21 protein-coding genes are annotated in these 26,585 nt (G+C 43.0%); 14 read left to right on the forward strand and 7 right to left on the reverse strand.

Going from position 1 to position 26,585, the window contains the following annotated elements:
* Nucleotides 1–61: 61 nt before the first annotated feature.
* The 3 genes from E2K93_RS06580 to E2K93_RS06590 all read right to left on the reverse strand — a co-directional run bounded on the left by E2K93_RS06580 (nt 62) and on the right by E2K93_RS06590 (nt 4,339).
* Nucleotides 62–1,597, reverse strand: a complete 1,536-nt coding sequence (locus E2K93_RS06580) for a right-handed parallel beta-helix repeat-containing protein (RefSeq protein WP_135438330.1) — start codon at nt 1,595–1,597, stop codon at nt 62–64.
* A 951-nt stretch (nt 1,598–2,548) separates the two neighbouring features.
* Nucleotides 2,549–3,223: an outer membrane beta-barrel protein gene (locus E2K93_RS06585; RefSeq protein WP_135438331.1), complete on the reverse strand. Its 675-nt coding sequence runs from the start codon at nt 3,221–3,223 to the stop codon at nt 2,549–2,551.
* 183 nt (nt 3,224–3,406) lie between these two features.
* Nucleotides 3,407–4,339: a hydrogen peroxide-inducible genes activator gene (locus E2K93_RS06590; RefSeq protein WP_135438332.1), complete on the reverse strand. Its 933-nt coding sequence runs from the start codon at nt 4,337–4,339 to the stop codon at nt 3,407–3,409.
* Between the two features lie 295 nt (nt 4,340–4,634).
* On the opposite strand from E2K93_RS06590, the gene E2K93_RS06595 reads away from it, so the two are divergent.
* The 10 genes from E2K93_RS06595 to E2K93_RS06640 all read left to right on the forward strand — a co-directional run bounded on the left by E2K93_RS06595 (nt 4,635) and on the right by E2K93_RS06640 (nt 13,071).
* The gene (locus E2K93_RS06595) at nt 4,635–5,504 is read left to right on the forward strand and encodes a universal stress protein (protein WP_135438333.1); all 870 of its coding nucleotides are present in this window, start codon (nt 4,635–4,637) and stop codon (nt 5,502–5,504) included.
* A gap of 123 nt (nt 5,505–5,627) precedes the next feature.
* Nucleotides 5,628–6,104: a Na+/H+ antiporter subunit E gene (locus E2K93_RS06600; protein ID WP_135438334.1), complete on the forward strand. Its 477-nt coding sequence runs from the start codon at nt 5,628–5,630 to the stop codon at nt 6,102–6,104.
* Nucleotides 6,101–6,367 carry a monovalent cation/H+ antiporter complex subunit F gene (locus E2K93_RS06605; RefSeq protein ID WP_135438335.1) on the forward strand — a complete coding sequence of 89 codons (267 nt, stop codon included), beginning with the start codon at nt 6,101–6,103 and terminating at the stop codon, nt 6,365–6,367. The genes E2K93_RS06600 and E2K93_RS06605 overlap by 4 nt, the downstream gene beginning before the upstream one ends.
* 23 nt (nt 6,368–6,390) lie before the next feature.
* Entirely contained in the window at nt 6,391–6,720 is a 330-nt protein-coding gene (gene mnhG / locus E2K93_RS06610) for a monovalent cation/H(+) antiporter subunit G (RefSeq protein ID WP_135438336.1), read from the forward strand.
* Nucleotides 6,720–7,700 carry a DUF4040 domain-containing protein gene (locus E2K93_RS06615; RefSeq protein WP_135438337.1) on the forward strand — a complete coding sequence of 327 codons (981 nt, stop codon included), beginning with the start codon at nt 6,720–6,722 and terminating at the stop codon, nt 7,698–7,700. Before mnhG ends, E2K93_RS06615 begins: the two co-directional genes overlap by 1 nt.
* Nucleotides 7,697–8,053: a cation:proton antiporter subunit C gene (locus E2K93_RS06620; protein ID WP_135438338.1), complete on the forward strand. Its 357-nt coding sequence runs from the start codon at nt 7,697–7,699 to the stop codon at nt 8,051–8,053. Before E2K93_RS06615 ends, E2K93_RS06620 begins: the two co-directional genes overlap by 4 nt.
* Nucleotides 8,053–9,570: a monovalent cation/H+ antiporter subunit D family protein gene (locus E2K93_RS06625; protein WP_135438339.1), complete on the forward strand. Its 1,518-nt coding sequence runs from the start codon at nt 8,053–8,055 to the stop codon at nt 9,568–9,570. The genes E2K93_RS06620 and E2K93_RS06625 overlap by 1 nt, the downstream gene beginning before the upstream one ends.
* Nucleotides 9,567–11,099 (forward strand): monovalent cation/H+ antiporter subunit D family protein, encoded by a 1,533-nt coding sequence (locus E2K93_RS06630; RefSeq protein WP_135438340.1) that lies wholly within the window; start codon nt 9,567–9,569, stop codon nt 11,097–11,099. The genes E2K93_RS06625 and E2K93_RS06630 overlap by 4 nt, the downstream gene beginning before the upstream one ends.
* Nucleotides 11,100–11,354: a hypothetical protein gene (locus tag E2K93_RS06635; protein ID WP_135438341.1), complete on the forward strand. Its 255-nt coding sequence runs from the start codon at nt 11,100–11,102 to the stop codon at nt 11,352–11,354.
* The gene (locus tag E2K93_RS06640; protein ID WP_135438342.1) at nt 11,347–13,071 is read left to right on the forward strand and encodes a Na(+)/H(+) antiporter subunit D; all 1,725 of its coding nucleotides are present in this window, start codon (nt 11,347–11,349) and stop codon (nt 13,069–13,071) included. Before E2K93_RS06635 ends, E2K93_RS06640 begins: the two co-directional genes overlap by 8 nt.
* Before the next feature lie 948 nt (nt 13,072–14,019).
* Here E2K93_RS06640 and E2K93_RS06645 read toward each other — a convergent pair.
* The 4 genes from E2K93_RS06645 to plsB all read right to left on the reverse strand — a co-directional run bounded on the left by E2K93_RS06645 (nt 14,020) and on the right by plsB (nt 20,996).
* A complete protein-coding gene (locus tag E2K93_RS06645) occupies nt 14,020–14,307 on the reverse strand; it encodes a GIY-YIG nuclease family protein (protein WP_135438343.1) in 288 nt (95 codons plus the stop codon).
* A 570-nt stretch (nt 14,308–14,877) separates the two neighbouring features.
* The gene (locus tag E2K93_RS06650; RefSeq protein WP_135438344.1) at nt 14,878–16,902 is read right to left on the reverse strand and encodes an alpha/beta hydrolase domain-containing protein; all 2,025 of its coding nucleotides are present in this window, start codon (nt 16,900–16,902) and stop codon (nt 14,878–14,880) included.
* 472 nt (nt 16,903–17,374) lie between these two features.
* A complete protein-coding gene (locus E2K93_RS06655; RefSeq protein WP_135438345.1) occupies nt 17,375–18,475 on the reverse strand; it encodes a Kelch repeat-containing protein in 1,101 nt (366 codons plus the stop codon).
* A gap of 94 nt (nt 18,476–18,569) precedes the next feature.
* Nucleotides 18,570–20,996, reverse strand: a complete 2,427-nt coding sequence (gene plsB / locus E2K93_RS06660; RefSeq protein ID WP_135438346.1) for a glycerol-3-phosphate 1-O-acyltransferase PlsB — start codon at nt 20,994–20,996, stop codon at nt 18,570–18,572.
* A gap of 456 nt (nt 20,997–21,452) precedes the next feature.
* On the opposite strand from plsB, the gene E2K93_RS06665 reads away from it, so the two are divergent.
* The 4 genes from E2K93_RS06665 (at nt 21,453) to coxB (ending at nt 26,573) form a co-directional block, all read left to right on the forward strand.
* Nucleotides 21,453–22,979, forward strand: coding sequence for a hypothetical protein (locus tag E2K93_RS06665; protein ID WP_135438347.1), 1,527 nt, complete (start codon nt 21,453–21,455; stop codon nt 22,977–22,979).
* A gap of 170 nt (nt 22,980–23,149) precedes the next feature.
* On the forward strand, nt 23,150–23,713 hold the full coding sequence (locus E2K93_RS06670; RefSeq protein ID WP_228445527.1) for a fasciclin domain-containing protein: 564 nt from the start codon (nt 23,150–23,152) through the stop codon (nt 23,711–23,713).
* Between the two features lie 216 nt (nt 23,714–23,929).
* Nucleotides 23,930–24,544: a transcriptional repressor LexA gene (gene lexA / locus E2K93_RS06675; RefSeq protein WP_135438348.1), complete on the forward strand. Its 615-nt coding sequence runs from the start codon at nt 23,930–23,932 to the stop codon at nt 24,542–24,544.
* 475 nt (nt 24,545–25,019) lie between these two features.
* The gene (coxB, locus tag E2K93_RS06680) at nt 25,020–26,573 is read left to right on the forward strand and encodes a cytochrome c oxidase subunit II (RefSeq protein ID WP_135438349.1); all 1,554 of its coding nucleotides are present in this window, start codon (nt 25,020–25,022) and stop codon (nt 26,571–26,573) included.
* Nucleotides 26,574–26,585: the final 12 nt, after the last annotated feature.

Raw genomic sequence — 26,585 nt, forward strand, 5'->3', positions numbered from 1 at the left:
GGACATCTATGTTAATATCTTTCAATTAACAAGGATGCCCTAGATAAGAACAAGCTTGAATTTACTTTTTACCCTTATGTAGCGGATCTATCACCAACGATGGCTCAACATCAACAACACCGCCATTTTCTTCAACAATCGTTTCTGGGCCTGTAGCACTACCCCACCAATTATTTATTGCAGATATTGTCATGCCATATGAATAGATATCAGTTTCAGTAGTACCGTCACTTAAAATACGATTTTTACCTGCACTACCCAAAGAACCTAAACCTGCATCTACTTGTACATTAGCAATTGGGTCTACGCCTTGTTCAAGATATATATTCGCTTCACCAGAATTCTGGATGGTGTTTTCTTCCATCATAATTTCCAGAGAATCCATTGGCCCATTGTACATGCCCGCTCCAACTTGCAGCCCAAACCGTGTTGAATTACTGATAATATTATTTCTTATATCAACAAAACTACTACTGTATGGGTTAGCGGTATTAAGCAGCCATATGCCACGTCCACTGTTGCTTATTTCATTGTTATTCAGTTCAACGTTTAAAGTATTGTTTCCTCCACTGGGGCCATTTACAACTTGTATACCTGTCTGGTATGCACCATCTATCCGACTATTTTTAACAATACCTGTAAAACTACCACCACCATCAGCGTCCCAAAAACCCATCTCAATGCCAGTTGAACTCCAAATTGCACCACCTCCATCAGGATTGGTAAAATGATAACCATCTACTGAGGCTTCCATGTGGCCAGTTCCGTCATTTAATAACAAAAGGCCATCAGAGTTTGAAATATAGTTACTGCCAATATTATCCACTTTAGTATCTTTAATATTGACAGCCAGATCGGAAGATCCACTAGCGATTATGAAGATCCCCGGAGAGAATTCGGGATTATCTGAAGATAACTGCGCTTGATCGTGAATGATAGTATCTTTAATTTGAACACTGCCATTGCTATTTTCTAGCGAGACATACAATGACATGACGTTTGCTTGTCCTATATCACTGTTGTTAATGGAAACATCCATATCCTCATCTGAAATGATTGTAAGACTTGGTGACCCGACAGCACTCAATGGGTTAACAATACCTGCCTGATTCGCACCACTTACCACAAGATTATCAAAATCTATTTTCCCACCCACTGGCTGGGCTAAATTAAACCCTAAAATACTTGTATTTTGAGTATCTTTAAAATGTAGATTCTTTAATTTATTATCTTTTGCTAGAACTACAGCAATACCGTCAAGTGAACCGAACCAATATGGCGTTAGACTATTAGTTATAACAGGAAGCTCACCATTCTTTCCTTTTTTTCCGAATATCTTCTGACCATCTCGTAATATGATTTGACCATCTAACTCTGTATCAGAATAGAGTACATGTATAACATCACAACTCGTATCAGCTTGGACATCATCCAATGAGCTATAGGGGTTGTTTTTACTGCCTAATGTTGCTTGAGTTTTGTTTGCCTCAGTATTTGCAATAACAAAGCATCCTGTTTCTGTTGCGGCAAAAATATTTGTCGTAGCAAAACTTGATGCCAATAAAAGAATAATTCCCTTAATTATATTTGTTTTCATTTTTCTTCCTTTTTTACAAATTTTAGTGGTTGGTAATCGACGAACGACTGATAGTCACCAGGGCGGAAAATAATCTGACCTAACGACCGACAACCAATTAACTGTACAATAAATGCACAACATCGATGGTAACACTAAAGAAACAGGAATATAGAAAATATTCAATATATTGAACATCTTACAAAGGATTTATTAATTTGCTGATTTAAGGCTGGTATCGAACAAAGCTTCATTGAACGCTAGTAACTCAAAAGTTAACTTCCGCTTATGGCTAACTGAAGTCATAGTATAATCATTGATTATAATGCATTCTTGAGTAAGGAAAATGACTGTTAATGAAGCAAGCGCGAACGTCAGCTTTAGAGAAAAAGCGATTACTATCAGAAGAGCTTGTGCGTTCGTTGATCGCTCATACCTGACATTTCCTTTACAGGCATTGTCCGTCAACTTTGTGCCAATTTAAGACCAAAATGTAATCTGATAAAAAGTGCCGAAGAAGCGCGCACACGGTTAAAAAATAGCACCGTCATTCCCGCGAAGGCGGGAACCTCCATCAGGTTCGAAGTGACTTTAAATGGCAACTTTGTGCCATTGAGAGACGGTCACAATACATATTAAAAATCACCAAAGATGTACGCACATAATTGGAAAAGTTGCACCGTCATCCCACCGTGTTTTTGGGTGGGATCTTCTCCAGTTTCGAAGTGACTCAATATTGCGGTGTTAAAGGCACACCTATACGGTACGGGGTTGCGGCCTTCGCCGCAATGACGTACAGGATCTGCGAATGCAATTAGCTTCATGGATGAAGGTTGTATATTTGTGAAGGTGTTATTTGTCAGAGACAGCGTATAGCCGCTTATCCCTCTTTTCTGCCGTTAGGTGTTTGATTTAACTTACGTGATTTTATCATCTGACTCATGTGTGCCACTTGTACTCAGTCACCAACTATTAAAAATTCCAACCTGCAATGAGGGATAAATCTTCGACTTCATGAGAAAATTTACCAAAACTCCCTAGATTATCACCACTGGTATCGTCCCAGTTATCGGTTGCTTCAAAAAATGAATACTCTAATCCGACGTATATATTTTCAGTAATATGGTAATCTGCCCCTACTGAGTAATATACGTCATTACCTGTGTCACCATCATCATGTGAATAATGAGGGGTGCTATCATCGTATTCCCAATATGCAATACCTATGCGAGTATTGATAAATAAATCTGACCATAAGTTATATTCTAATTTGAACCCCAACTTAGTTGATTCAATATCAAATGAATGGTCGGCAGTAATAGCCTGAGTTTCCGACGGTATTGTGCCACCACCAGGTATACCTGGCGATTGAGTGTAGTATGTATATGTAAAATTACTTTCAACACTACCATGAACATTTCTTGAAAGCTCAATAGATATATTGTCAGTGAATTTAACTCCTAATCTAATACCATATGACTCAGAGTTTTCAGAATTAGAAAACTTATTATTTTCACCTCTAATATGTGAGCTAGTTGTAAGGTTATTGTGAGTAGTACCAACTAAAATTTCAGACACTATAGTTGTTTCAGCATTCGAAAAAAAAGGGAGAGTTACTAATGCTATCCCTGCAATATATTTATTCATTACGTTTAATTTAACTTAAAATTTGGGTTTATAATTATTATTTGTAACGGCTGCTGTTCCCGCATACCAGACATTACCTTTACAGATAATGTCCGTCAACTTTTGCCAACAGCGGACATTTATTCTGACAATGCGTACGTTATGACTTTTTAGTAAAGTTTATATTTTACCCAATCCGTGTGCTCAAAAATCCAAATTGACTTTACTTAGATTGGATTTTACTAATGAGCGTATCAGCTCTGCTAATTGTCTATAGAAACTGCGATTAGGCGAATTTATTCGCCATGCCAAGACATGAGTGCGATAGAGTTGTAATTGCTCCACTTTTCTGACGCTCAGATTTTGTAGATGGTGTATTTCAGAGTGTATGTAAAGCTCGGGTAGAAAGGTTATTCCCATTTTCATCATCACCATTTGACGTAAAGCATCCAGGCTGGTGCCCTCGTAATCTCTGGCAATATTGGCGCCCAACTCTCTACACAGAAACTCTATTTGGTGATAGCTACTATATTCTTCTTCCAGCGTCAGTATATTCTGCCCGCTGAGGTGGTGGGTTTGTATTTTCTTTAACTTAGCCAGCTGATGATCCTCAGGGATAGTTAATTGAAGTGGTTCATGAAATAGCACTTCGGTCGTCAAGCGGGAGTTGCTAAAAGGCAGAGGGATCATTACCAAATCCAGACGCCCTTCCAATAGGTCGAGTTCTAATTTTTTGGGCATATTTTCCCTAACATAGAGCTTCAATGATGAGTAGGCATCTTGTAGGCCGGGCAAAATATGTGGCAGCAAGTAGGGCCCAACCGTGGGGGATACACCGACACGGAATGTGCCTCCTGGCCCGCGATTGATCATATCCGCTTGATCCATAAATCCACGCATTTGCTCAATAACTTGTCGAGCATTACCCAATAAATCTTTACCTGCTGGCGTTAAGGTCGCGCCGCTGCGACTACGCTCAATCAAGGTTAGATTTAACGTTTTTTCCAAGCTATAGATTTGAGCTGTCAGAGTCGGTTGGCTGATATTCAGGCGCTCTGCTGCACCACGAAAAGTAGTCGATTCTGCCAGGCTGACAAAGTATTTCAGCTGCTTAATAGTCGGGGTGTTTAGCGCCATTCTAATACCTATTTCAGGTGAATTTTACTTATAGGTGATAGATAGATACTATCAATAAAATGTAATAAGTTCTATTGTCCTATCATAGCTTGCTCTTCATAGTAACCTTTGTACTAACTTTGAAGATGATAAGGAAACGACCTTGAATCAACTGGTTAAAGGCGTTCAGACGTTCCAGCATCAAGCCTTTGCCCTGTGCTACAGAACTGAGTAATTTTACTTTTTTATTGTTATTGTTTGGGAGTGTGATTATGAGCCAATTATTTGTTGTCATCCTGATTAAGGGGCTTTGCACGTGACCAAATCAATACTTGTCGTTGCAGACGAAAATGACAACTTACCTATCAAAAAAGCTAAGAGCATAGCTGATTCACTAGATGTAACATTAGACATCGTGCGGTTCTTAAGCGGCCTAGATACTGAAGACGAAAGCCAACGCCAGCAAGCTGTAAGTGAAGCTAAAAAAACTCTGATTGATGACACTTCCAACATCTGTGGTGAACACACTCAAGTAACTTGTGATGTAATCGCCACCGATGATATTGCCGATTGGATGGTGAACGCATGTCAGCAAAAGAAGTATGAATTTGTAGTCAAAGCTAGGCATCAAACAGAAAGCCTTTTTGACACGTCATTAGATTCGCTGCTCATGCAAAAGCTTCCATGTTCTATATTTATAGCAAGCGATCGCAAATGGAAAAGCAAACCCGTTATCGTCGCAGCCGTTGATTTGTCAACAAAAGCAAAGCTGAAAAAAGATTACAATAATATAGTATTAAAGTGGACAGCACTGCTGTCTAATGTTTTTAATTATGAAGCACATATTATTTATAGCATTCCCGTTGCAAGGCCCTTATTAGAATTTGACGTTGTTGATAAACAAGAAGTTCTAGTAAATAAACAGCCTGAAGCAGAACAAAATCTGTTATCGCTGACAACGAAATTTAATTTAGGTGATGCTCATACCCACATCACAATAGGCCCTGCGGAAAAAAACATTCCATCTATTGCTAACAAAGTAAAAGCTGATTTAGTCATCATGGGGAGTGTTGGGCAAAAAGGGCTGAAAGATTTTCTCTTCGGTAAAACCGCAGAAAATACCTTGCATCATTTACGCACCGACATCCTAATATGTAGAGGCCGCCGAGCCAAAACTAGAAAATAGATTTTGGTATCGTATGCTTGGAGTATTTATGAAAGAAAGTCAAAAGCGCGTTACTAAAGGCTTTGCAGGTCTATTAATCCCTGCTAGCCATAATTTACATGATAATAAAATCGGTTCTTATTAATGTATCTGACTAAATGGGCAATATTACTGTCAATGTTCTGGCTGTTGCTTTCAGGCTACATCCAACCTTTGATGCTTGGTTTCGGCGCCGCATCGGTCGCTGTCGTACTTGTGATCTTAAAGCGCATGGATGACATTGATAAAGAGCCACTGCAAAACGGTACAGGCCTGCAAATTATTCGCTACCTTCCGTTCTTGATCGGACAAATTATTCGCTCTAGCCTTCAGGTAACTCAACTCATTTGGAGATCACCTGTGACGTTGACGCCAGCCTTGGCCAAAGTAAAAACGAAACATGTTCCTCGACACAAGCGTGTTCTCTATGCAAATTCAATAACACTGACTCCCGGCACATTGGCCGTGGACTTGGTTAATGACGAACTAACTGTTCATGCGCTGCAAGAGTCATCGATTGATGAACTAGCGGAAGGTGAGATGGAAAAGAAGATCGCCAGCATATGGGGTAAAAACAAATGACTATAGTTTATGCCGTGGTATGTATCGCCATTTTGGTTGTTATGGCATTAGCGCTAGCAAGAGCGTTTATCGCGCCAACCGTGTATGACCGCATTTTAGGTGTCAATATGTTTGGCACAAAGACAGTGTTGTTTATCGCTGCTCTTGGTTACCTGATGGGACGCCCTGAATTTCTCGACATTGCTATTGTTTATGCACTTATCAACTTTATAGGAATGGTCGCGGTACTGCGTTTTTTTGAGGATACGACACCTGTTGAATAGGTACCTTACCAATAAGGAAGAATATGCTTTTTTTAGACATTGTCAGTAGTATCCTGCTAATTGCAGGCGTATTTTTTGGCTTGAGTGGAGCGATGGGGATTTTCAAATTCCCTGACTTTTTCACGCGCATTCACGCTGCAAGTATTACTGACTCGATCGCCACTATATTGATTATCGGCGGATTGCTGCTGCAAACCTCTTTCGACTTAAATACTGCAAAGCTCCTGTTTATTCTAGTGTTTCTAATGATCACTAGCCCTACTGCTTCTCATGCTCTTGCTAAATCCGCCCGCCATGGAGGTTTACTCACCCTCGCGGAAGCTAAAGAGAAACAACAGGAGAAAACGCGTTAATGGATGAGCTGATTAATTTAGTGTTGCTAGCAATGCTGGCACTTACCGCTTTACGGATTATATTCTTAAAAGACTTATTTGCCGTCGTCATGCTGTTCGGCATTTTTAGCTTTTTATCTGCGTTGATATTCATAAACCTTGATGCTGTTGATGTAGCCTTTACCGAAGCGGCAGTGGGTGCAGGCATTTCGACCGTTTTGATGATTGGGACTTTGACCCTAACTGGCCGGAAGGAAAAAGAAAACTCTCATTCTTCGATATTACCTTTACTGGTTGTATGTGTCACTGGAGCCGCACTGATATACGGTACTCTCGACATGCCCGCTTTCGGCGACTTAGATAACCCTATACATCAACATGTTGCCCCTCGATATATAGAAGAGTCACCAAAAGAAGTTGGATTACCCAATATGGTGACCTCCGTTTTAGCCAGTTACCGTGGTTTTGATACCCTTGGCGAAGTAGTGGTTGTGTTTGCCGCCCTCATTGCCGTACTTTCTTTGTTAGGCGTTAGAAGGGAAAATAAGAAAGATGCTGCTGAGTCGGGCTTAACAAGCCATCACGTACTGCACGTCGTCGCCAAAATGATTATTCCCCTTATCATTCTTTTCGCGCTTTATGTACAGTTTCATGGCGATTTTGGTCCCGGTGGCGGCTTCCAGGCCGGAGTAATAGCGGCTGCCGCACTTATTTTATACGCCCTTGTTTTCGGCTTACCCAATGCATTCGCCGTGATCGGTCCCAAATTTTTGCATTTTATGGCCTCCGCGGGGGTTTTACTGTACGCAAGCGTGGGGTTGTTCAGCATGTACAAAGGCGGCAACTTTTTGGATTACGACAAACTCACAACGCAGCCATTAGATGGTCAACACTACGGCATTATCATTATTGAGCTAGGTGTTGGTATTACAGTTTTTGCCGTTATGCTAAGTATTTTCTATGCCTTTAGTAGCCAGGTAGAGAGGTCAAACATCAAGTGAATTTTATTCTCGATCATTATAACTACTGGATCGTCGTGTTTTTAATGATGACTGGTTTTTACATCGTTATTTCTGCAAGCAACCTTGTTAAAAAAATTGTTGGTTTGAATGTATTTCAAGTTTCTGTGTTCATGTTTTATATCACTATGGGAAACGTCAGTGATGGCACAGCGCCTATTGTCGTTGACGGGGCAACACATTATTCCAACCCGCTACCTCATGTACTTATTCTTACTGCGATTGTTGTCGGTGTAGCCACAACCGCGGTCGGACTAGCACTCATTGTTAGAATCAAACGCGCTTATGGCACCGTTGAAGAAAATGAATTTAAAGATCAGAGTGACACCATATAATGCTTGAACAACATTTAGCTGCACTACCTATAATAATTCCATTAATTGCAGCACCTATCACATTAGTTATGGGTCGCTCATTGTTTACGTGGCTTTTTGCAACGTCAATCAGTGCATTAGCCTGTTTTTTCTCTTGGCAATTGTTAGTTACTGCGTTATCTGATGGCGTGCTAAGTTATGCACTTGGTGGTTGGCCGCCGCCATGGGGTATCGAGTTACGTGTCGACGCTGCCAATGCCTTTGTGCTGTTAGCTGTGTCTGCACTTTCAACGCTGGTATTGCTTTATTCAAAAGACAGCATTGAAAAAGAAATCGAGTCTTCCAAACATACCTTGTACTACACGGCACATTTACTTTGTCTTGCAGGCCTGTCGGGAATGTTGTTAACAGGCGATGCTTTTAATCTATTCGTTTTCTTAGAGATTTCCTCACTCGCAACTTACACGCTGGTTAGCCTAGCATCTGATCGTCGTTGTCTAACTGCCGCATTCCGTTATCTGGTGATGGGCACCATTGGCGCCACCTTTATTTTGATTGGTGTCGGCATGCTCTACATGATGACCGGTACTCTTAATATGCTCGATCTGGCGAGTAGAATAGATATCTACGAAAGCAGCCGCACGATCAACACTGGCTTGGCGTTTATTATGGTTGGCGTCAGTATAAAGCTTGCCTTATTCCCGTTACATATGTGGCTACCCTCTGCTTATACCCACGCACCGTCTGCCGTTACGGCTTTTTTAGCCAGTACTGCGACTAAGGTCGCTGTATACGTAATGATTCGTTTTGTGTTCACGGTATTTGGGGTGGAGCATGTGTTTGAAGAAATGAGGATGGAACTGATTTTGATGGTGCTGGCCATTGTTGCTATCTTCAAATCTTCATATACGGCAATCGTACAAAGTAACGTCAAAACCTTACTTGCCTACAGTAGTGTCGCTCAGATCGGTTACATGATTCTCGGCCTCAGTCTCGTCAGCGTAACAGGGCTGATGGCTAGCTTTATCCATATATTTAATCACGCACTTATGAAAGGCGCGCTGTTTATGGCCGCTGGCGCGGTGTTTTATCGTGTTGGCTCCGTTGATATAAAAGCATTCAGGGGGTTAGGGAAGCAAATGCCCCTCACTATGGCAGCATTTACCATCGCAGGTCTCAGTATTATAGGTGTACCTCTGACTGTTGGCTTTGTGAGTAAATGGTACTTAGTCACCGCAGCACTAGAGCAAAACCATTGGTTGATCGCGGCTCTAGTTTTGGCAGGTTCATTATTGGCTGTCGTTTATATCGGTCGCGTTTTAGAAGCTGCCTATTTTCAAAAATTACCTGAATCGCAAGCCCCAGATAAGGTCAAGGAAGTCTCCTGGCTTATGCTGGCTCCAATGTGGATATTGGTGTTAGCCAACATTTATTTTGGCATTGATACAAGCCTGACTACCGAAGCCGCTAGTACTGCATCTGAGTGGCTATTCCAAAACACAGACGTGGTAACTAGCAGCCAGGAGATGCTCAAATGAATCTCTGGCAGGGCGTAGAACCTTCACAACTGATCAGTCTATCTATTTTGGTGCCGTTGGTAGGTGCATTACTTGTTATCTCGACAGGCAAAATACCGAACCTAAGAGAAGCCGTAACCTTAACAACGGCAACTATCTTATTTACTGTTGTACTGGCCATCACAGACTACACCTTCCAGGGTGTAGAGATGCATTTGCAGTTGGTAGAGATATTTCCAGGGCTAGGCATTAGCTTTGATGTTGAGCCCCTTGGCGTACTGTTCGCGCTGGTGGCGAGCTTCTTGTGGATTATTACCAGCATCTACGCCATTGGCTACATGCGGGGACACAATGAGCAAAATCAAACACGATTTTTCTGTTGCTTTGCACTGGCGATTAGCTCCGTTATGGCGATTTGTTTTTCAGGCAACTTGCTAACCCTATTCATATTTTATGAAGTGCTGACCCTTTCGACTTACCCACTTGTGACCCATGCCGGAAACGAGGCAGCGAAAAAAGGTGGTCGAGTTTATCTGGGTATTTTACTCGGTACGTCAATCGCGTTTTTACTCTTTGCGGTGCTCGCTACCTACAGCCTAACTGGAACCTTAGATTTTCGTGCTGGCGGAATTTTTGATGACTCCCACAACAAAGTCATTCTTGGTGCTCTGCTTGTTTTATTTTGCTACGGCATTGGTAAGGCAGCAATTATGCCCTTCCATCGTTGGTTACCTGCGGCGATGGTTGCACCGACCCCAGTGAGCGCACTGTTGCATGCGGTAGCGGTGGTCAAAGCCGGTGTGTTTAGTATCTTAAAAGTTGTTATCTATATCTTTGGTTTGGACGAGCTTAAAAACCTCGCGACAACAGATATCATGCTTTATATCGGCGCCGCGACCATACTGCTTTCTTCTTGCATTGCAATGACCAAAGATAACCTTAAGGCGCGTCTAGCGTACTCTACCGTCAGTCAGTTGAGCTATATTGTGGTTGGCGCATTGCTGGCGTCTTCGGTAGCGAGTGCTGGTGCGGCATTACACATCGCAACGCACGCTGTGGGTAAAATCACGCTGTTCTTTTGTGCTGGCGCGATCATGGTTGCTAGTCACAAAAAAAATATCAGTGAGATGGTTGGTTTGGGAAGACAGATGCCGATCACCATGATTGCTTTTGCTATCGGCGCCATCAGTATCATTGGCTTACCACCGATGGCCGGAACCTGGAGTAAGTGGTACCTCACCATAGGCGCACTTGAAGCAGATAAACTATTCATTGTCGCCACATTGATGATCAGCTCGCTGCTTAATATTGCTTATCTGCTACCCATTCCTATCAAAGGTTTTTTCATTACCTCGGCTGGAGACGCAAAACCTTGGTCATGGGCAGATACCAAGGAAGCTCCTCTGCCAATGTTGATTGCACTTAGTGTGACTTCTGTGGGCTGCCTTGTGTTGTTTTTCTATCCTCAGCCCTTGATCGACTTAATTAATCTGATTCCGGGCGTTTCGACCGAAGTTGAGATTGCTAACAATTTAAATGGAGAGGGCTAAATGGCTGAACAGCATGAACCCACAGGCTTCTTCGACAAGCCTGAAAACATTAAGAAAATGCTAATCGTTTTCTATGTAATCTGCGGCCTTTTAGTTGTCGCCGACTTTATTGTCCATCGCCATATTTATCATGACTGGGAAAATATACCTGCTTTTTACGCTATCTATGGCTTTGTGGGCTGTGTCGTTCTGGTTTTAATCGCCAAAGAAATGCGAAAAGTGATAATGCGTGGGGAAGATTATTACGATGAATAGTGTCATACCATTTCTTCCTTTGATGATCGGAGCTTTTGCTGCGATTCTGTTACGAGGCTGGGCGCGTAATATCATCATGTTGGTTGCTCCCATAGCCGGCGCTCTAAACCTATTGGGCATGGAGCATGGCGTTTTTTGGGGCATGGAGTTTATGAGCTACAGCCTTGAACCAGTGAAGGTAGATAAGCTCAGCTTGATGTTTGGTTATCTCTTCCATCTAGCGGCTTTGATCGCCGTCATATACGCCTTACATGTTAAAGATACGGTCCAACATGTGGCGGGCTTGGCTTACGCAGGCAGCGCGGTAGGCGCCGTGTTTGCGGGAGATTTGCTGACCTTATTTGTGTTTTGGGAGCTGTTAGCCCTAACCTCAGTATTCCTCATTTGGGCTCGTCGAACTGATCGAGCTTATGCCGCGGGCCTACGCTACTTGATCATTCAGGTGCTGTCTGGGGTGCTATTGCTGGCAGGTCTACTGATATTTGCCCAAGTGAATAACAGCCTGCTATTCACGCATATTGGCTTGGCCCATGATGGTATTGCTGAAGTTGGCGCATGGTTAATCTTTGCCGCTTTTGGTATCAAGTGTGCCTTCCCATTTGTGCATAACTGGCTTACCGATTCGTATCCAGAATCAACCCCATCAGGCACCATCTTCTTAGCGTCCTTCACGACTAAAGTTGCTGTCTACGCATTTGCTCGAGGTTTCCCAGGTGAAGAAATCCTGGTTTGGATTGGCGTGACCATGGCGTGTTTCCCAATTTTCTTTGCGGTTATCGAAAACGACCTTCGTCGAGTGTTAGCTTACAGTTTGATTAACCAAATCGGATTTATGATCGTTGGTATCGGTATTGGTACCGCTATCGCATTAAATGGTGCCGTTGCTCATGCCTTTAACGACGTTATATTTAAAGGCCTGCTGATGATGACAATGGGAGCCGTGTTGCACATGACCGGCAAGATTAATGGATCCGAGCTCGGTGGGTTGTATAAGAGTATGCCCAAAACCACCATTCTCTGTATTGTCGGCGCCGCTTCAATCTCAGCATTCCCTCTTTTCAGTGGCTTTGTATCGAAGTCGATGATCATGGCTGCCGCGGTTGCTGAAGGCTATGACGTCGTTTGGTTATTATTACTGTTTGCTGCCGCAGGTGTATTCCACCATGCCGGTATAAAAATTCCATTTTTCGCATTTTTCGCCCATGATTCTGGCATTCGCACAACAGAGCCTCCTAAGAACATGCTTATTGCCATGACCTTAGCTGCAATTGCGTGTGTTGTAATAGGTAGTTTCCCAGCACAAACGGTTTACGCCCTATTGCCTTGGGAGCATAACTATCAGCCCTATGATGTCACTCACGTTTTAACCCAGCTGCAGCTGCTATTCTTCTCGGCACTCGCTTTTGTGTGGTTAAACCAACGCAATATGTACCCGCCTGAGTTACCATCAACTAATCTCGATGCTGACTGGTTTTATCGTAAGCTAGCGCCTAACTTTGTGCGAACTATTGCCTGTAGAACCTACGGCGCCTACGAGAAACTGGAGATGTTTGCGATTATTTCGATCAAGCAAATGATCCAGAATTCATATGATTCGGAGTCAGGCAAACCCAAAGGATACTTCGCAAAGCTTTGGCCTATCGAAACCATGGTCGTTTGGGTGGCGGGATTACTAGCGATCTATTTAATGCTCTACTACATGCTTGGTCTGCTTTGATCACACGGAGTAATGCATTAGCTAATATTCGCTACACAGTTTAGTCATTTACAGACTAATATCTGCAAGTCAAAGCAAATGCATTTAACGACAATGCATTCAAATAGCACTAGAAAAAAGGAGGCTTAGCGCCTCCTTTTTTGTTTCTCTTCGTAGGGTTGTTGCATACTCCACAGCCATTTGCATTAGCACATCCTTAGCGTCATTGCGGCGTGCTTTTGGATGGGAACTCAATCAGGTTAAAGGTGACATAGAAGGACTGCTTTGTGCCAATTTAAGACCAAAACGTAACCTGATAAAAGTGCCGCAGAAGCGCGCACAAGGTTAAAAAATAGCACCGTCATTCCCGCGAAGGCGGGAACCTCCATAAGGTTCGAAGTGACTTTAAAGGGCAGCTTTGTGCCAATCAGAGACGGTCACAATACATATTAAAAAATCACCAAAGAAGTACGCACATAATTAGAAAAGTTGCACCATCACACATATACAACCTCCATCCATGAAGCAATTTGCATTAGCACATCCTGTGCGTCATCCCACCGTGTTTTTGGGTGGGATCTTCTCCAGTTTCGAAGAGACTCAGTATTGCGGTGTTAAAGGCAAACCTATACGATACGAGGTTGCGGCCTTCGCCGCAATGACGGTGTTATTTTTGAGAGACAGCGTATAGCCGCTTATCCCTCTTGTCTGCCGTTAGGTGTTTGATTTAACTTATGTGATTTTATCATCTGACTCTTGTGTGCCATTAGCCGCCATAACTCCCTTTGTATTCGGCTGTGCTCTGTATGTCATATTAGATAGGGTGGCTTTGCTTCAAGGGGTCAGATCACTTGAAACTAATTATTTCCGCTTTGTGCCATTAGCGGAAGTAGAAACTATGATTTTTCACCGTCATTGCGGCAAAGACAGCAACCCCGATGACTGCTCTGTGACTGTATATACACGCACTTAAATAATATCAAAATATAAATCTCGCCAATCTGGATTCATTTCACCAATTAACCTCTCTTGCCATCGTCTATGCCATTGTTTTAATCTTTTCTCTCTTGTAATTGCGTTATCCATATCATCAAAAGTTTCAAAGTAAACTAATTTAGTTAGGTTATATTTGGCACTAAAACCTCTAATTGTCTTATGCTTGTGCTGATAGACGCGCTGAATTAAATTGCTGGTTACGCCAATGTATAGAACAGTATTTCGCTCGTTAGAAAGAATATAAATTACAGGTCGTTTCATAATTGAAGTCCATTTCAAAAAATGAACTTTAATTATAGTTTAGATTTGTTTTTGAAAACGTAGTGGTGGGGATTTAGAGGCACACTTTTACAATACGGGGTTGCGGCCTTCGCCGCAATGACGGTGTTATTTTTGAGAGACAGCGTATAGCCGCTTACCGCTCATTTCAGCCTGTTGTGAACTTACTTGCGACCACTAGTAACAACCCAACAATCAATGCATGCAACTTGTATGCAACTTGTATGCAGACCAAGATATTGAATCATTACTAACTGATTTAATGTACTCGTTTTCGTTCGAATGATGAAACATGTCAACGGGAAGAAAATCTATAACATACATCACTACGCCGTATGTCATTAATACTAAGCCAAAAATAAAAAATACCTTACTCAACTTTATCTTTCCTTGGCTGGCTCTAGTTCGCTCTTATTCGCTACACTATTTATGTAATTTACAGACTAATATCTGAAAGTCAAAGCAAATGCATTGAACGACAATCTAATCTAATAGCACAAGAAAAAAGGAGGCTTAGCGCCTCCTTTTTTGTTTATCGTCGTAAGGTTATTGCTATTCGCTCTGTTGCTTGTCTTGCGTGGCTTGCGTGTCTTGTTTGTCTTGTATTAGTGTTGTTGCAACTTTCTTCTTAGGTTGTTGCATACTCCACTGCCACAGCCATTTACCTTGCTGTAATACGCGACTAACGTCTCGTGGTAACAACCAACCACTTTTTACACTCTTATCAGACATATTTTTAAGGTGATTTTGATACGCTTTTTCGTTGCTGTAGCGTTGCAATATTTTGTCCTTACTCCAACGTAAAGTTGCACCGCGAAAATCACTGATTTCATTACTGGCGAATTTATTGTATCGCAAGCTCCATGGCATAAAGGTCGCAATCGGTGCTTGAATCAAAGGGTGCTTAATACCGCCCAGCTCATGACCGTTATTATCGACCTTAGGCACCGCTGGCATGATTTCAGCCAATATCACCGGTGGTTGATTATCGATAATGCCTTGTTGCCATTGATCGCCGTAATCGACTTCATAGGCAGTATGAGGCTTGTATGGTTTATCAATAGGCAACCAAGGTGGTAATTGAAAGTGTGAAAACGTGATAAGGGTTTGGTTGGCAAACCTTGGAAACGCACTACGCGGTGGCGCGTTTTCTTTTACAACCCAATTGGCAAGGTGCGCCAATAAGGCACGTAATTGCACGCGAAAATCGATTGGATTGCCTTGGAATAAGTTATCAACCTGACTTATTGCATTTAAATTTTGATGACCTTCTACATAGTGCTGCGCAGAGGCTAAGTGATAAATACGTTCGTTTTTCTTTGGTTCAACATCGTAAATATCATGAGTATGTATCAACGCTGCAGCTCGGCCCCAATACTCATAGCCCGTATTGGTGTAAAAGATGTTCGGGTAAAAGTCTTCGTGATGACGTTTTAACAAGCCCTCTTTCTTATTGGTAATCGACGAGCGCACACGTTCACTGGTAAACGGGAATATATCGGTTGGGTAAAAGAAGGCGGTCATGCGATGGCCGTCGCGGGACGGTTGCGCAAATCGGTGATTAAAACTGCCTCGGCCGGCGCCAGCGGTATGGATAAACATACCATCAAAAGCTTTTTCTCCGCCTTCTGTTTCATTGAAACCTTGGTATAAAAAATGACGTAAAAAGCGGCCAGTTTGTGATACCCCAAAGGCGATGGTTTTATCAACTTGATATGGGCTGTCGGCTTGTTTTACGTAATCGGCGGTATCACGCAATATCGCTAAACCAACACCTGCAACGAGTGGGTCTTTGGTTGGGTATACTAATTCATAAATGCCTGGTTCAAAGTTGCCCGCAATCGACTTGCCGTCGGAGCTAAATTGCCAACTGTCGCGTGGCACCACGCTTTTCAAACTGTCACGCCCCATACGACGCGTCAGCCACGCTTGAGATTCTTTACTAAATTCGACGGGATAAACCGTATCTATTTGGGGGCGATGAGCAAGGGACAATAACGATTTAGGCGTATCTACCGTCCAGTCGCTGCGAGCCCAACCGGCTTGGCCTAATGCTTTCGGTAATTGCGCACGTAAAACATGCTCACCGGCATTCAAATCGCCTTGCCAACCAACCCAGATCATCGACATTCCCAACTCCTGAATCAAACCATCACCAAGATGTGATGCTTGAGTTGGCATGGCGCTGCGGGGGGCAAAATTGAAATAGCGTAGCGAGGCTTTCGAGCCACGATTAGACACTTCAATTAATGCGCCGTTGCGCAGTTTAGGATCTTGGTGCTGAATGACCACGTAGTTGGCTTTGGCGCGCACCATACCGTCGTTGTCTTTGCTGGCATGCTGCAAATCAACAATGGCTGTATTGGCAGCATTTAATGGGTCGAGCGCAAATTCAAATTCACCACTGATGATCTCCAGCGATTGGCCTTTGAAATTGATTTGTTTGGTCGTTTTTACCGAGTTGGCAATAACTTTTGCCTGAGCCGTTAATGGTAGCACCACCAATAGTGTTGCTACAGCTAGCCTGGTCACATTCGCCGTCGCTTTAATAAGCCCGGCATACAATTGCCCTAACATAAACCCTTACCCTTTTTCTTGTTATCAATTCGATATTAACCTTGCGACAGCGAATTGCAAGGAATAAGCCGATATGTTGCGTATATCGCGGCTATTTTAGAAGGGTTTGCTGAAAATATTGATTTAGATAAGAAAAAGCGATGCCACAAAGCCTTTAGAGAAAGGTCATGAATTGACATCGCCAAAAATTAATTTACCCGAGGGAGATAAATTATGTGTTAATAAGAGAATTACAAATCACCGTTTATGTGTTTTATAAAAAAGTACACGTAGTAGCTGCAAATAACCAATACGGTTGTTAATCCAATAGCTGAGATCCAGACAATAGGATCGTTTAGTAGAAAGCTTAAATTGTCCATGACTCTCTCCTGTGTTATCCCGTTTATTTAAACTAACTAAAGCATAGGAGATGGCCGCAGGATTGATACTGATCCAGATCAACAAATATTTAAAAAATGTTAGATGATGTTGTTTACGGTAATGGAGTGTTATCTGACCATATCGTGACTTTATCTAACACTTGCTGATTGGTTGTCATGCCGCCAATGGTAAGCAATTGATCATTAAGCTTAATTAAGCCTCGGTGGTCCATGGTTAGGTGCTCAGTTGATATTACCTGCCAGCTATTATCGCTTGGCTCAAACAACCATAATTTAGCATCAGGCTCAGATGGCTCGCCATTATAACCGACGCCATTGTAGTTATATGGGTTACTTGAACCACCAGCAAAGGCAATTTTGCCAGCCACATCTATGGCTGCCATTCGATAGCGTCCCTGACCGGTAGGATGTTCAACCAATTGCCAATCAATCTTAGCTGGGTTTTTCTCATCTATGCTGCCTTTAAGGCATTGTGTTGCCATGGCATAGCTGCGTCTTTTTAACAGGTTAGCCTGAACTTTTACGCCATCACACACCAGCATAACGTTATCGACCAAGCCCGCTGCTTGACCAAAAACAGGCTCACCTAAAAATGGCGCGCCTTGTTGCCAGCTGTCAGTCTTGGTGTCGTAAATTTGCACCAAATTGACATTGCCCGCGTTGTGCCAGCCACTGATCAGATAAATATAACGCTGCTGATACACCAAGGCGACACTGTCATCGACGGGTACCGGCATAGGTGCAATCGTCTCATAACGGTCGTTGATAACGTCATAGCGAAAGCTATCAGGTGAGGAGATTTCCGAATGGTCTTTAGCAACCGTATAGCCACCAAAGATATAAGCCTTATCGTTAATACCAACCGCAATTGCCGCCAAACGCCCTTTTAGTGGCAAGCTTGAAGGTACAGGTGTTTTCGCCTGCCAAGCATCACTGCCCACTTGCCACGCCCAAACCTTGTTGTGCACATCTTGATATGTCTTGCCGGCCGCCAAGCCCATAAAGCTAATAATAAACTCACCTTGCTTGGTTTGTACCTTAGCGACGGCATTATTGCTGACCGGCTCCGGCAGCGCAGGAACATCAACAGACGGCTGTGCTGCCTGAGCAACAAGTGGCAAAAACAAAGTAAATAATAAGGCTAAACGCATAACAATGGCTTTAAAAAAGTGATTTGCCACAAACGTTAGCATGTTGACCAAAAGATACCAAAATTTAATGGCTAATTATGCTGCAAACAGACACAAAAAAGGCCGGTATCTACCAGCCTTTTGTCATTTGTTTCGATTAAGTATGCAAAATACTTTGCAATACATCTGGCTCAATCAAATGCTCTAGGGTTTCATCTAGGCTGGCCAATTTATCGGTTTTGATAAAGCTACCGGTATCATCGGTTTCAATATAACCATAATCACGCAGGGCATTAACCACGGCGGTTTGTGCCTTGCGATCGATAAACTCTGGTGCATTGATGTTATGCAACTTCGACATGCGCTCTGCCAACGTTGTGGCATCGCTTTCTAATGCTGAGCGAGCGATTGGTGACGAGCTATTGACGATATTCAAAACAATGGTGTAACGCTGTACCGTTTCACTGATGCACGATGACATTAGGTTAAGCATATGGCTACTTTTGTTCTCAGCATTAATGCTCCAGTAACCCGCTTTACTCTGCTTAATCAATTGCTGCAGTTCAAAGTACTTAAGTATCGTCTCTGTTTGTTCAACAATGTCATCATGGCTATGCCATAAGAACAACTCAGCCTTAATTAGCTGCATCAATTGTTCTACTTTCGTGTCAATTTCTTCGGTGGTTAATTTGTCGTAGGTGTTTAATAAACGACAGACCACTGACGGCAACATATAGGTGTGCAAAATATTGTTACGGTAATAACTCATCTCTAAACAAGCTTGATCAGTTAACGAGATTAATTGCCCCATTTTATCGTCAGTCACATCGACTTTATTAAGACTGATAACCGAGTCGACTAACTCTTTACCGGATTCATGCGGAATATACACTTCCTTACTGAACGGCGCGGCTTTTTGCACCTCAATAAAGAAGTCTAGTTGCGCTTCTAACTCTTTACGCGTGAGCGCTTTGTTCTCAGACGTTAATAAAATAAGCGCCGTTAAGGTCACCGAATTCAATGCCGCGGCTTTGTTGATTTCGGTCATAACCTGATCTGCTAGGCCATTTACCGTTGGTGTTAACCATTTTGGTTTAGGCGGGTCGATAGGATCGATGCTTTCTTTCCATTCCGGCACATTGCTGTCTAAGTAATCATTGATACTGATCGGCTCACCAAAGTTGACGTAACCTTTACCATAGTTGCGCAACTTACGAATCGCTTTAATAATACCGAATACCGACTCTTTCTGTTTGCCGCTGCCTTTCAGTTCTTTGTGGTAACTGGCGACTTCCATAACGTGCTCATAACCAAGATAAACAGGCACTAAGGTTAGCGGACGTTCGATGCCTTTAAGCATGCTTTGCACCGTCATCGCGATCATACCGGTTTTTGGTTGCAGTAAACGACCGGTGCGGCTGCGACCACCTTCGGTGTAGTACTTAACAGGGTAACCAAGGGTAAACAGTAAGCCTAAATATTCACGGAAAATCGTTGAATATAAGCGGTTGCCACGAAAACTACGACGAATAAAGAATGCACCCGCTTTACGGAAAATTGGCCCAGCAGGCCAAAAGTTAAGGTTGATACCCGCGGCGATTCGCGGTGTCGCGACTGCCTGATGATAAATCACATAGGTCAGTAATAAGTAATCCATATGTGAGCGATGACACGGTACATAAATGATTTCATGGCCGGCTTGTGATAACTCACGCAAGCGGTCGCCATTTTTCACTTCGATACCGTTGTATAAACGATTCCATAACCAGGTCAAAACACGGTCACCAAGTCGTATGGTTACCGGGCGATAATCCGCGGCGATTTCTTTCATCATGCCGCGCGCCTGTTTTTTGATCTCTTCTTCGCTCTTACCCTTGGATTTTGCTTCTTCTTTAATCAGACGCTTGATCGCTGGATTGGCAAATAAGGCGGTAAACTTTTGGTGCAAATCCATTAAACGTGGGCCGGTCGTTGCGACCGATTGGCGATGAAAATGAATACGCGCCATACGTATCAATTTTCGCGCGGCGATGTCGTCACTGCCTTGCGTATCGACCACTTGACGTAATGATACGGGCTCGCTAAAACGCACTAAGGCATCACGACCCAAAAACAAAACGATAAAGAACTTACGTAAAAAGTTAGGCGAGGTCTCATCGGCAATCATGTCGCTGACATTGACTTTGGCTTTGCCCGGTTTACGTCCCCACAACAGGTTCGCCGGAATAAGCTTCGCGTTGCGCTCATGATCTTTTTGGTGCGCCTTAAGTAACGCCGACCCTGAACTCATAGCGCGCGTTTTTCCAGGTTTCATCCAAGGAAAAATAGAGCTTGGCTTTTCCAAACAAATGCAACGTTCCATTTGTTGGCCATCTACGACAACGCTTTCTAATGGATCAGGCATGTTTAAAGACTTACAGGCCATTCGTAATGCCAATAAGTCACTCGCCGATTGATGACGGACAATATAAAACACGTCTTTGTTGTCGCCCAACTCGAACGTTTCAGCGTTGTCAGGAATTACCTTACACTTGACCAACAAGCGTACAGGTAAAGATAATAAAAAATAGAACAAGGCTCTCATTTTGTATTTAAAATCCTTGGCGGATTAATCACTTAAAAATTTGCGGCAATTCTACCATTATTATCGATGCTGTTGCTACATTCGCCACTATTTGAGCATAAATATCGATAAAAAGGCTGCTATATCGCGAAATAGCAGGAGCGTGAAGCAACCCATTTGCGACTCTCTAAAGAAAATCCAATCACTAAATCGGCCAAAATCAGCCAATGCTTGCGAGTTATTAAATGCCAGTATTGGGCAATCCCAACAGCAGCAAAACCGCCGCCTTTTTTATTAGCACAAATAGCGAAAGTTCCCCCGCCAAATGTAAAGCAACGTAAAGTTTAAAGCCGTTTCGTAAAGTACTGTAAATAGGCGTTACCCAAGTGAACAATTTGTTAATACCGTTATCTATTTTGGGTGTTGCCATATCGACAATATGGCTTGTTCTTTTTTTAATTTAATAGGGTAGGAACCATGAATTTACATAATAAGACACTCTCTTTAAACAGCATAAAACCTGTGCTTTGCGCCAGTGTATTAGCCAGTTTATTGACCGCGTGCAGTTCAGACGATGAACAGAGCGATTCTGACAATGCCTTTGTGCAGTTTTACAATGCCTCAAACAACGCGCCTAGCATTTACTTTACTGTCGATGAAAACCTCGACGAAGATGACGATGACGACGATTTTGAAATCACCTTTTCACCGTTAGCATTTGCTGATGCAAACAACCGTTACGAGCTCGAAGCTGACGACTATTATGTGGAGCTTGCTTGGCAAGATGATGCTGACAGCAGCAGTCGCGAAGATCTACAAATCATCTATCAACAAAGCCATAAATTCAGTAAAGACAGCATTCAATTTTTTGCCCTAACAGGTGACGTCCAGGCGCCGCAAGTGATGTCCTTTGAAATTCCAGTCATTGATGATGATAACGACAATGACGAGGAGTTGTTTAATATCCGCCTGCTCAACTTACATGAAGCAATGCAAGATATTGATGTCTACATGTCGAAAGCCGATGAAACCTTCAATGAGGCGATTGCGCTTGAACAACTTAATTACGGGGTGATCAGTGAAAATCAAAAACACGATCAAGACGACTATACCTTTTATATTACCCAAGCTGGCAGTGACCAAGTGTTATTTCAATCGACCCAAGCGCCTATGCAATACACCTCGCAATATATTGTCGTGGTGCGACAAAACCAAGGTGCAGGCTCGTCGCCGTTTGCCATCGATATGATTTCAAAATACGACTTTATGACATTACAAAGCGATGGGGATGATTCTAAACTGCGACTGTTCAACAGTATTACTGAGCACGACCTAATACCTGATTATGACCATTCTATAGATGCCACCTTGCGTTCAATTGATGAAACCATTGCTATCGATAACATCGGTTTTGGTCAATACAGTGACACCTATATTGTCAGCCAAGGTGACTACAGCATTGATTTGCTCAGCTCGTCGCAACAACAACCCTTGCTAACCAATCATTTGTTGACCCTAGCTGAAAACGAAGAGAAAACCATCTTCTTTTACCTCAGCGAAGAAGACGTTGATCATGATGGCGACGGCGATGTAGATGAAGATGGCGATGGACTGGTCGATGAAGTAGAAATAAAAATCAATTCATTAGCGGTTGAAACCACCCAAAGTAGCAGTATTTATAGTCACCAAATTGACATCATAAACCTTGTTGAAGATGATGATTTCAATAGCGTCAGTGTCTACTTTGTGCAAAGTGATGAGTTGATCGAAACTTCAACGAATTATCGCCATATCAGTTACGCAAACGCCAGTAATATCGAGCTGTTAAACAATACCTACACTGTATATGCCGTTGCCAAGCGCGACAGCAGCGACATACTGCTCGCCTCACAAGCAATTACCTTAGACGAGTCCAGCCAAGCCATGTTCTTGTTGCTGCAAAAAAATGAGCAATCGGCTAGCGGATACGACATGACCTTTGCAAACCAAAAAGACAGCAACTAACCACGCACATAGCTGTCATTCCCGATAGCAAGGTCACGGCAAATTGTCGTGGCCTATTCGCGGATTAACAGCCATAACTCAGTGGTGAGTTATCTATTGAGTGATCTTCTGGCAGCGAATTACCGTAACTACTCCATCACTATCAACGTCAAAATAAACAGAGGAACACTATGATGAATACGGTAATGAGTTCATTAACAAAAACCATTGCAACACTATCAGTTGCGACTTTTTTATGTGCATCGGCTTACGCAGAAAAACCTAAGTGGACAGAAAAATCCGATGTAAGTATCGTCGATTTCGCTGTTGGAGCGTCTGGCGAACCATTTGATTTTGACAGTAACGGCGAAGATTTTGACGTATTAGTCGCCGCGCTGATTGCTACCGGCACCGTAGCCGCGTTCGATGGCAGCGATTTAACCGTATTTGCGCCTAATGACAACGCTTTTTATATGCTAACCAACACCACCAATGATGCCGATGCGTTTAATGCCGCCGTGAGTTTACTTGGCGCCGATGGCGTTGCTGATGTATTGAAGTATCACGTTACTGAAGGCGTGCGCAATTCACGTTCTGTGACCCGTGCGAAAATGGTCGAGATGCTTGATGGCAACAGTATTTATTACGATGATGGCCTGATCATTGCCGAAAAATCAGAAGCGAAGATCATCAGCGAAGATAATCGCTTGTCAGACGGTATGGTGCATATCATTGATACGGTATTAAAGCCTTAACCACCCCTGTACCTGAACAACCTTACTACAAGCTAAAACGCCCTCAATGAGGGCGTTTTTTATGTGCCAACATATGTATGTCGCTGTCTTAATTCGATTTATACCTTCGATGATTAGCACAAGCATATTCAGGCATAAACAAATAATCGGTTGCGATTCTTGCCAAGCTGTATATACTGACAGTTACTGTACGGATAAACAGGCTGTAAAAATATCATGCGAGCATTGACTGCCAGACAACAACAAATCTTTGATTTGATCAAAGAAAAAATAAACGAAACCGGCATGCCACCGACACGAGCGGAAATTGCCAACTTTTTTGGTTTTAAATCGGCGAATGCTGCGGAAGAGCATTTAAAAGCGCTGGCCAAAAAGGGCTTTATTGAAATGCTGCCGGGTACCTCCCGTGGTATCAAACTAGCCGAAGAACATATTGAAGAAGAAGGCTTGCCATTAATTGGTCGAGTTGCGGCAGGTGAACCTATTCTTGCCCAAGAGCACGTTGAAGACAGATACAAGATCGACGGTAGTCTATTTCACCCTGCTGCTGATTACTTATTGCGCGTTAATGGCGAGAGCATGAAAGACATTGGCATATTTGATGGCGACCTCTTAGCAGTGCATCAAACGACCGATATTCACAACGGTCAGGTTGTTGTTGCTCGTGTCGAAGATGACGTGACGGTCAAACGCTATAAACGAGAAGGTAATGTCGTTTATTTACACGCTGAGAACGAAGCATTCTCACCGATTGTTGTCGATTTAGCCAATACACCTTTTAATATTGAGGGAATCGCCGTCGGTGTGGTTCGCAATGCAGACTGGATGTAGCCCAGCAAAACTGTACAAACTTTAAGCAGTCAAACATCTTCTAAAAGCGCCCAAATTAGGGCGTTTTTTGTATCTCAAAAAAACCTCCATCGCCTTACCTCGCCTATAACCCATTAAAACACAAGAGTATTTACTCTAGCCCCATTTATAATCTGGATTGTAAAAAAGATTTACAAATTTCTAACAAAGCGCTTTACCTTGTATAAAAATTAAGTAATTCTAGAACATGAAATAAACAAAAACAGGCCGATTGTTTGCCACCTGGTGACACCAGCCGATTACAACAATAAGAAAATGCGCTAAATCTACCACGTCAAAACTAAACGTAGATTTGCAGTACGTAAATGGCCGAGTTAATCATTTAACCGGTATAAAACAATAACAATAATTTACGGAAATTTGCGACATCGAATGAAGATGTATCTTGTCCCTTTTTCTGTATTTTCTTTGGCTTTGCAAGCAGAGGAGATGTCGAGTGAAAAGACGTAACCTGGGTTGGCTGTTGTTGGCAAGTACGTTTGCCAGTTCAGCTTGGGCAGAATCGCAATTAAATTTGACTAAAGGTGTGACGGATGTCAGCCAAAATGTCTATGATTTGCATATGTTGGTTCTATGGATCTGTACCGTCATTGGTATCGTAGTATTCGGTGCCATGTTCTGGTCCATGATCTTCCACCGTAAATCGAAAGGCGTAAAGCCAGCCGATTTTCATGAAAGCACTAAAGTAGAAATACTTTGGACCGCTATTCCTATTCTTATTCTGATTGGTATGGCATGGCCAGCAACCACGGCCTTGATCGATATGGAGGATAACTCCAATTCCGACCTAACCATTCAGGTCACCGGTTCCCAATGGAAGTGGCATTACAAATATTTTGATCAAGGCATCGAATATTACAGTGTGCTGTCTACCCCACGCGAACAGTTTGATAATCGCGAAGGTGAAGGTGAAGCAAAAGGTGAAAACTACTTACTTGAAGTAGATAAGCCTTTGGTCATACCGGTTAACCGTAAAGTACGCTTCCTAATTACCTCAGATGACGTAATTCACTCTTGGTGGGTTCCAGCGTTTGCCGTCAAGCAAGACGCAAACCCGGGCTTTATCAATGAAGCTTGGACCAATGTCAATGAACCTGGTATTTACCGTGGCCGTTGTGCCGAGCTATGTGGTAAAGACCACGGCTATATGCCAATTGTTGTCGATGTACGCAGTGAAGAAGACTATGAGCTTTGGATCAATGAACAAAAGATTGCCATGACTCAAGCCAAGCAAGCAGAAGCAGCTTCGCTTAATGCGGAAATGTCTATGGACGATTTGATGGCATTGGGTGAAACAACCTATACCGCGCATTGTGCCGCATGTCACCAACCTAATGGTCAAGGTCTACCGCCTGCATTCCCAGCTCTCGCGGGTTCAGGTATTGCTGTGGATGCTGAAAAAATGGCTGAACACATCAGTGTGGTATTCAATGGTCGTGCTGGCACCGGTATGCAAGGTTACGGCAAGCAACTTAGCTTGAAAGAGATTGCTGCTGTTGTTACCTATGAGCGTAATGCTTGGGGTAATAATATGGGTCAAACCATACAAGCCAAAGACGTTCAAGAAATTGGTCAAGGTGCGAGTGGCGCCAGTGCTCAACCGGTTGCTCCAGATGGCGCAAGCGACAGTGCAGCAGCCACACCTGAAGCAGAACCTGCACCAGCGGCTGCAGTGAACATGGACGATTTGGACATGGCCAAGCTTATGGAGCTCGGCGAGCAAGTTTACGTCGCTAAATGTGCCGCGTGTCACCAAGTAAATGGTGAAGGTATGCCGCCAGCATTCCCTGGTTTAAAAGGCAGCGCTATGGCCACCGGTGACATTGCCGCTCATATTGACATGGTTGCTAACGGCAAACCAGGTACCGCTATGCTAGGTTTTGCCGCTCAGCTAACGCCACAAGAGATGGCCGCAGTGGTTACTTACGAGCGCAACGCCTGGGGTAACGATACCGGCGATGCTGTGCAAGCCAAAGATGTAGTCAAATAAGGGGGAATGATT

The organism is Thalassotalea sp. HSM 43 (assembly GCF_004752005.1).
In the GTDB taxonomy this organism is placed as follows: Bacteria; Pseudomonadota; Gammaproteobacteria; order Enterobacterales; family Alteromonadaceae; genus Thalassotalea_A.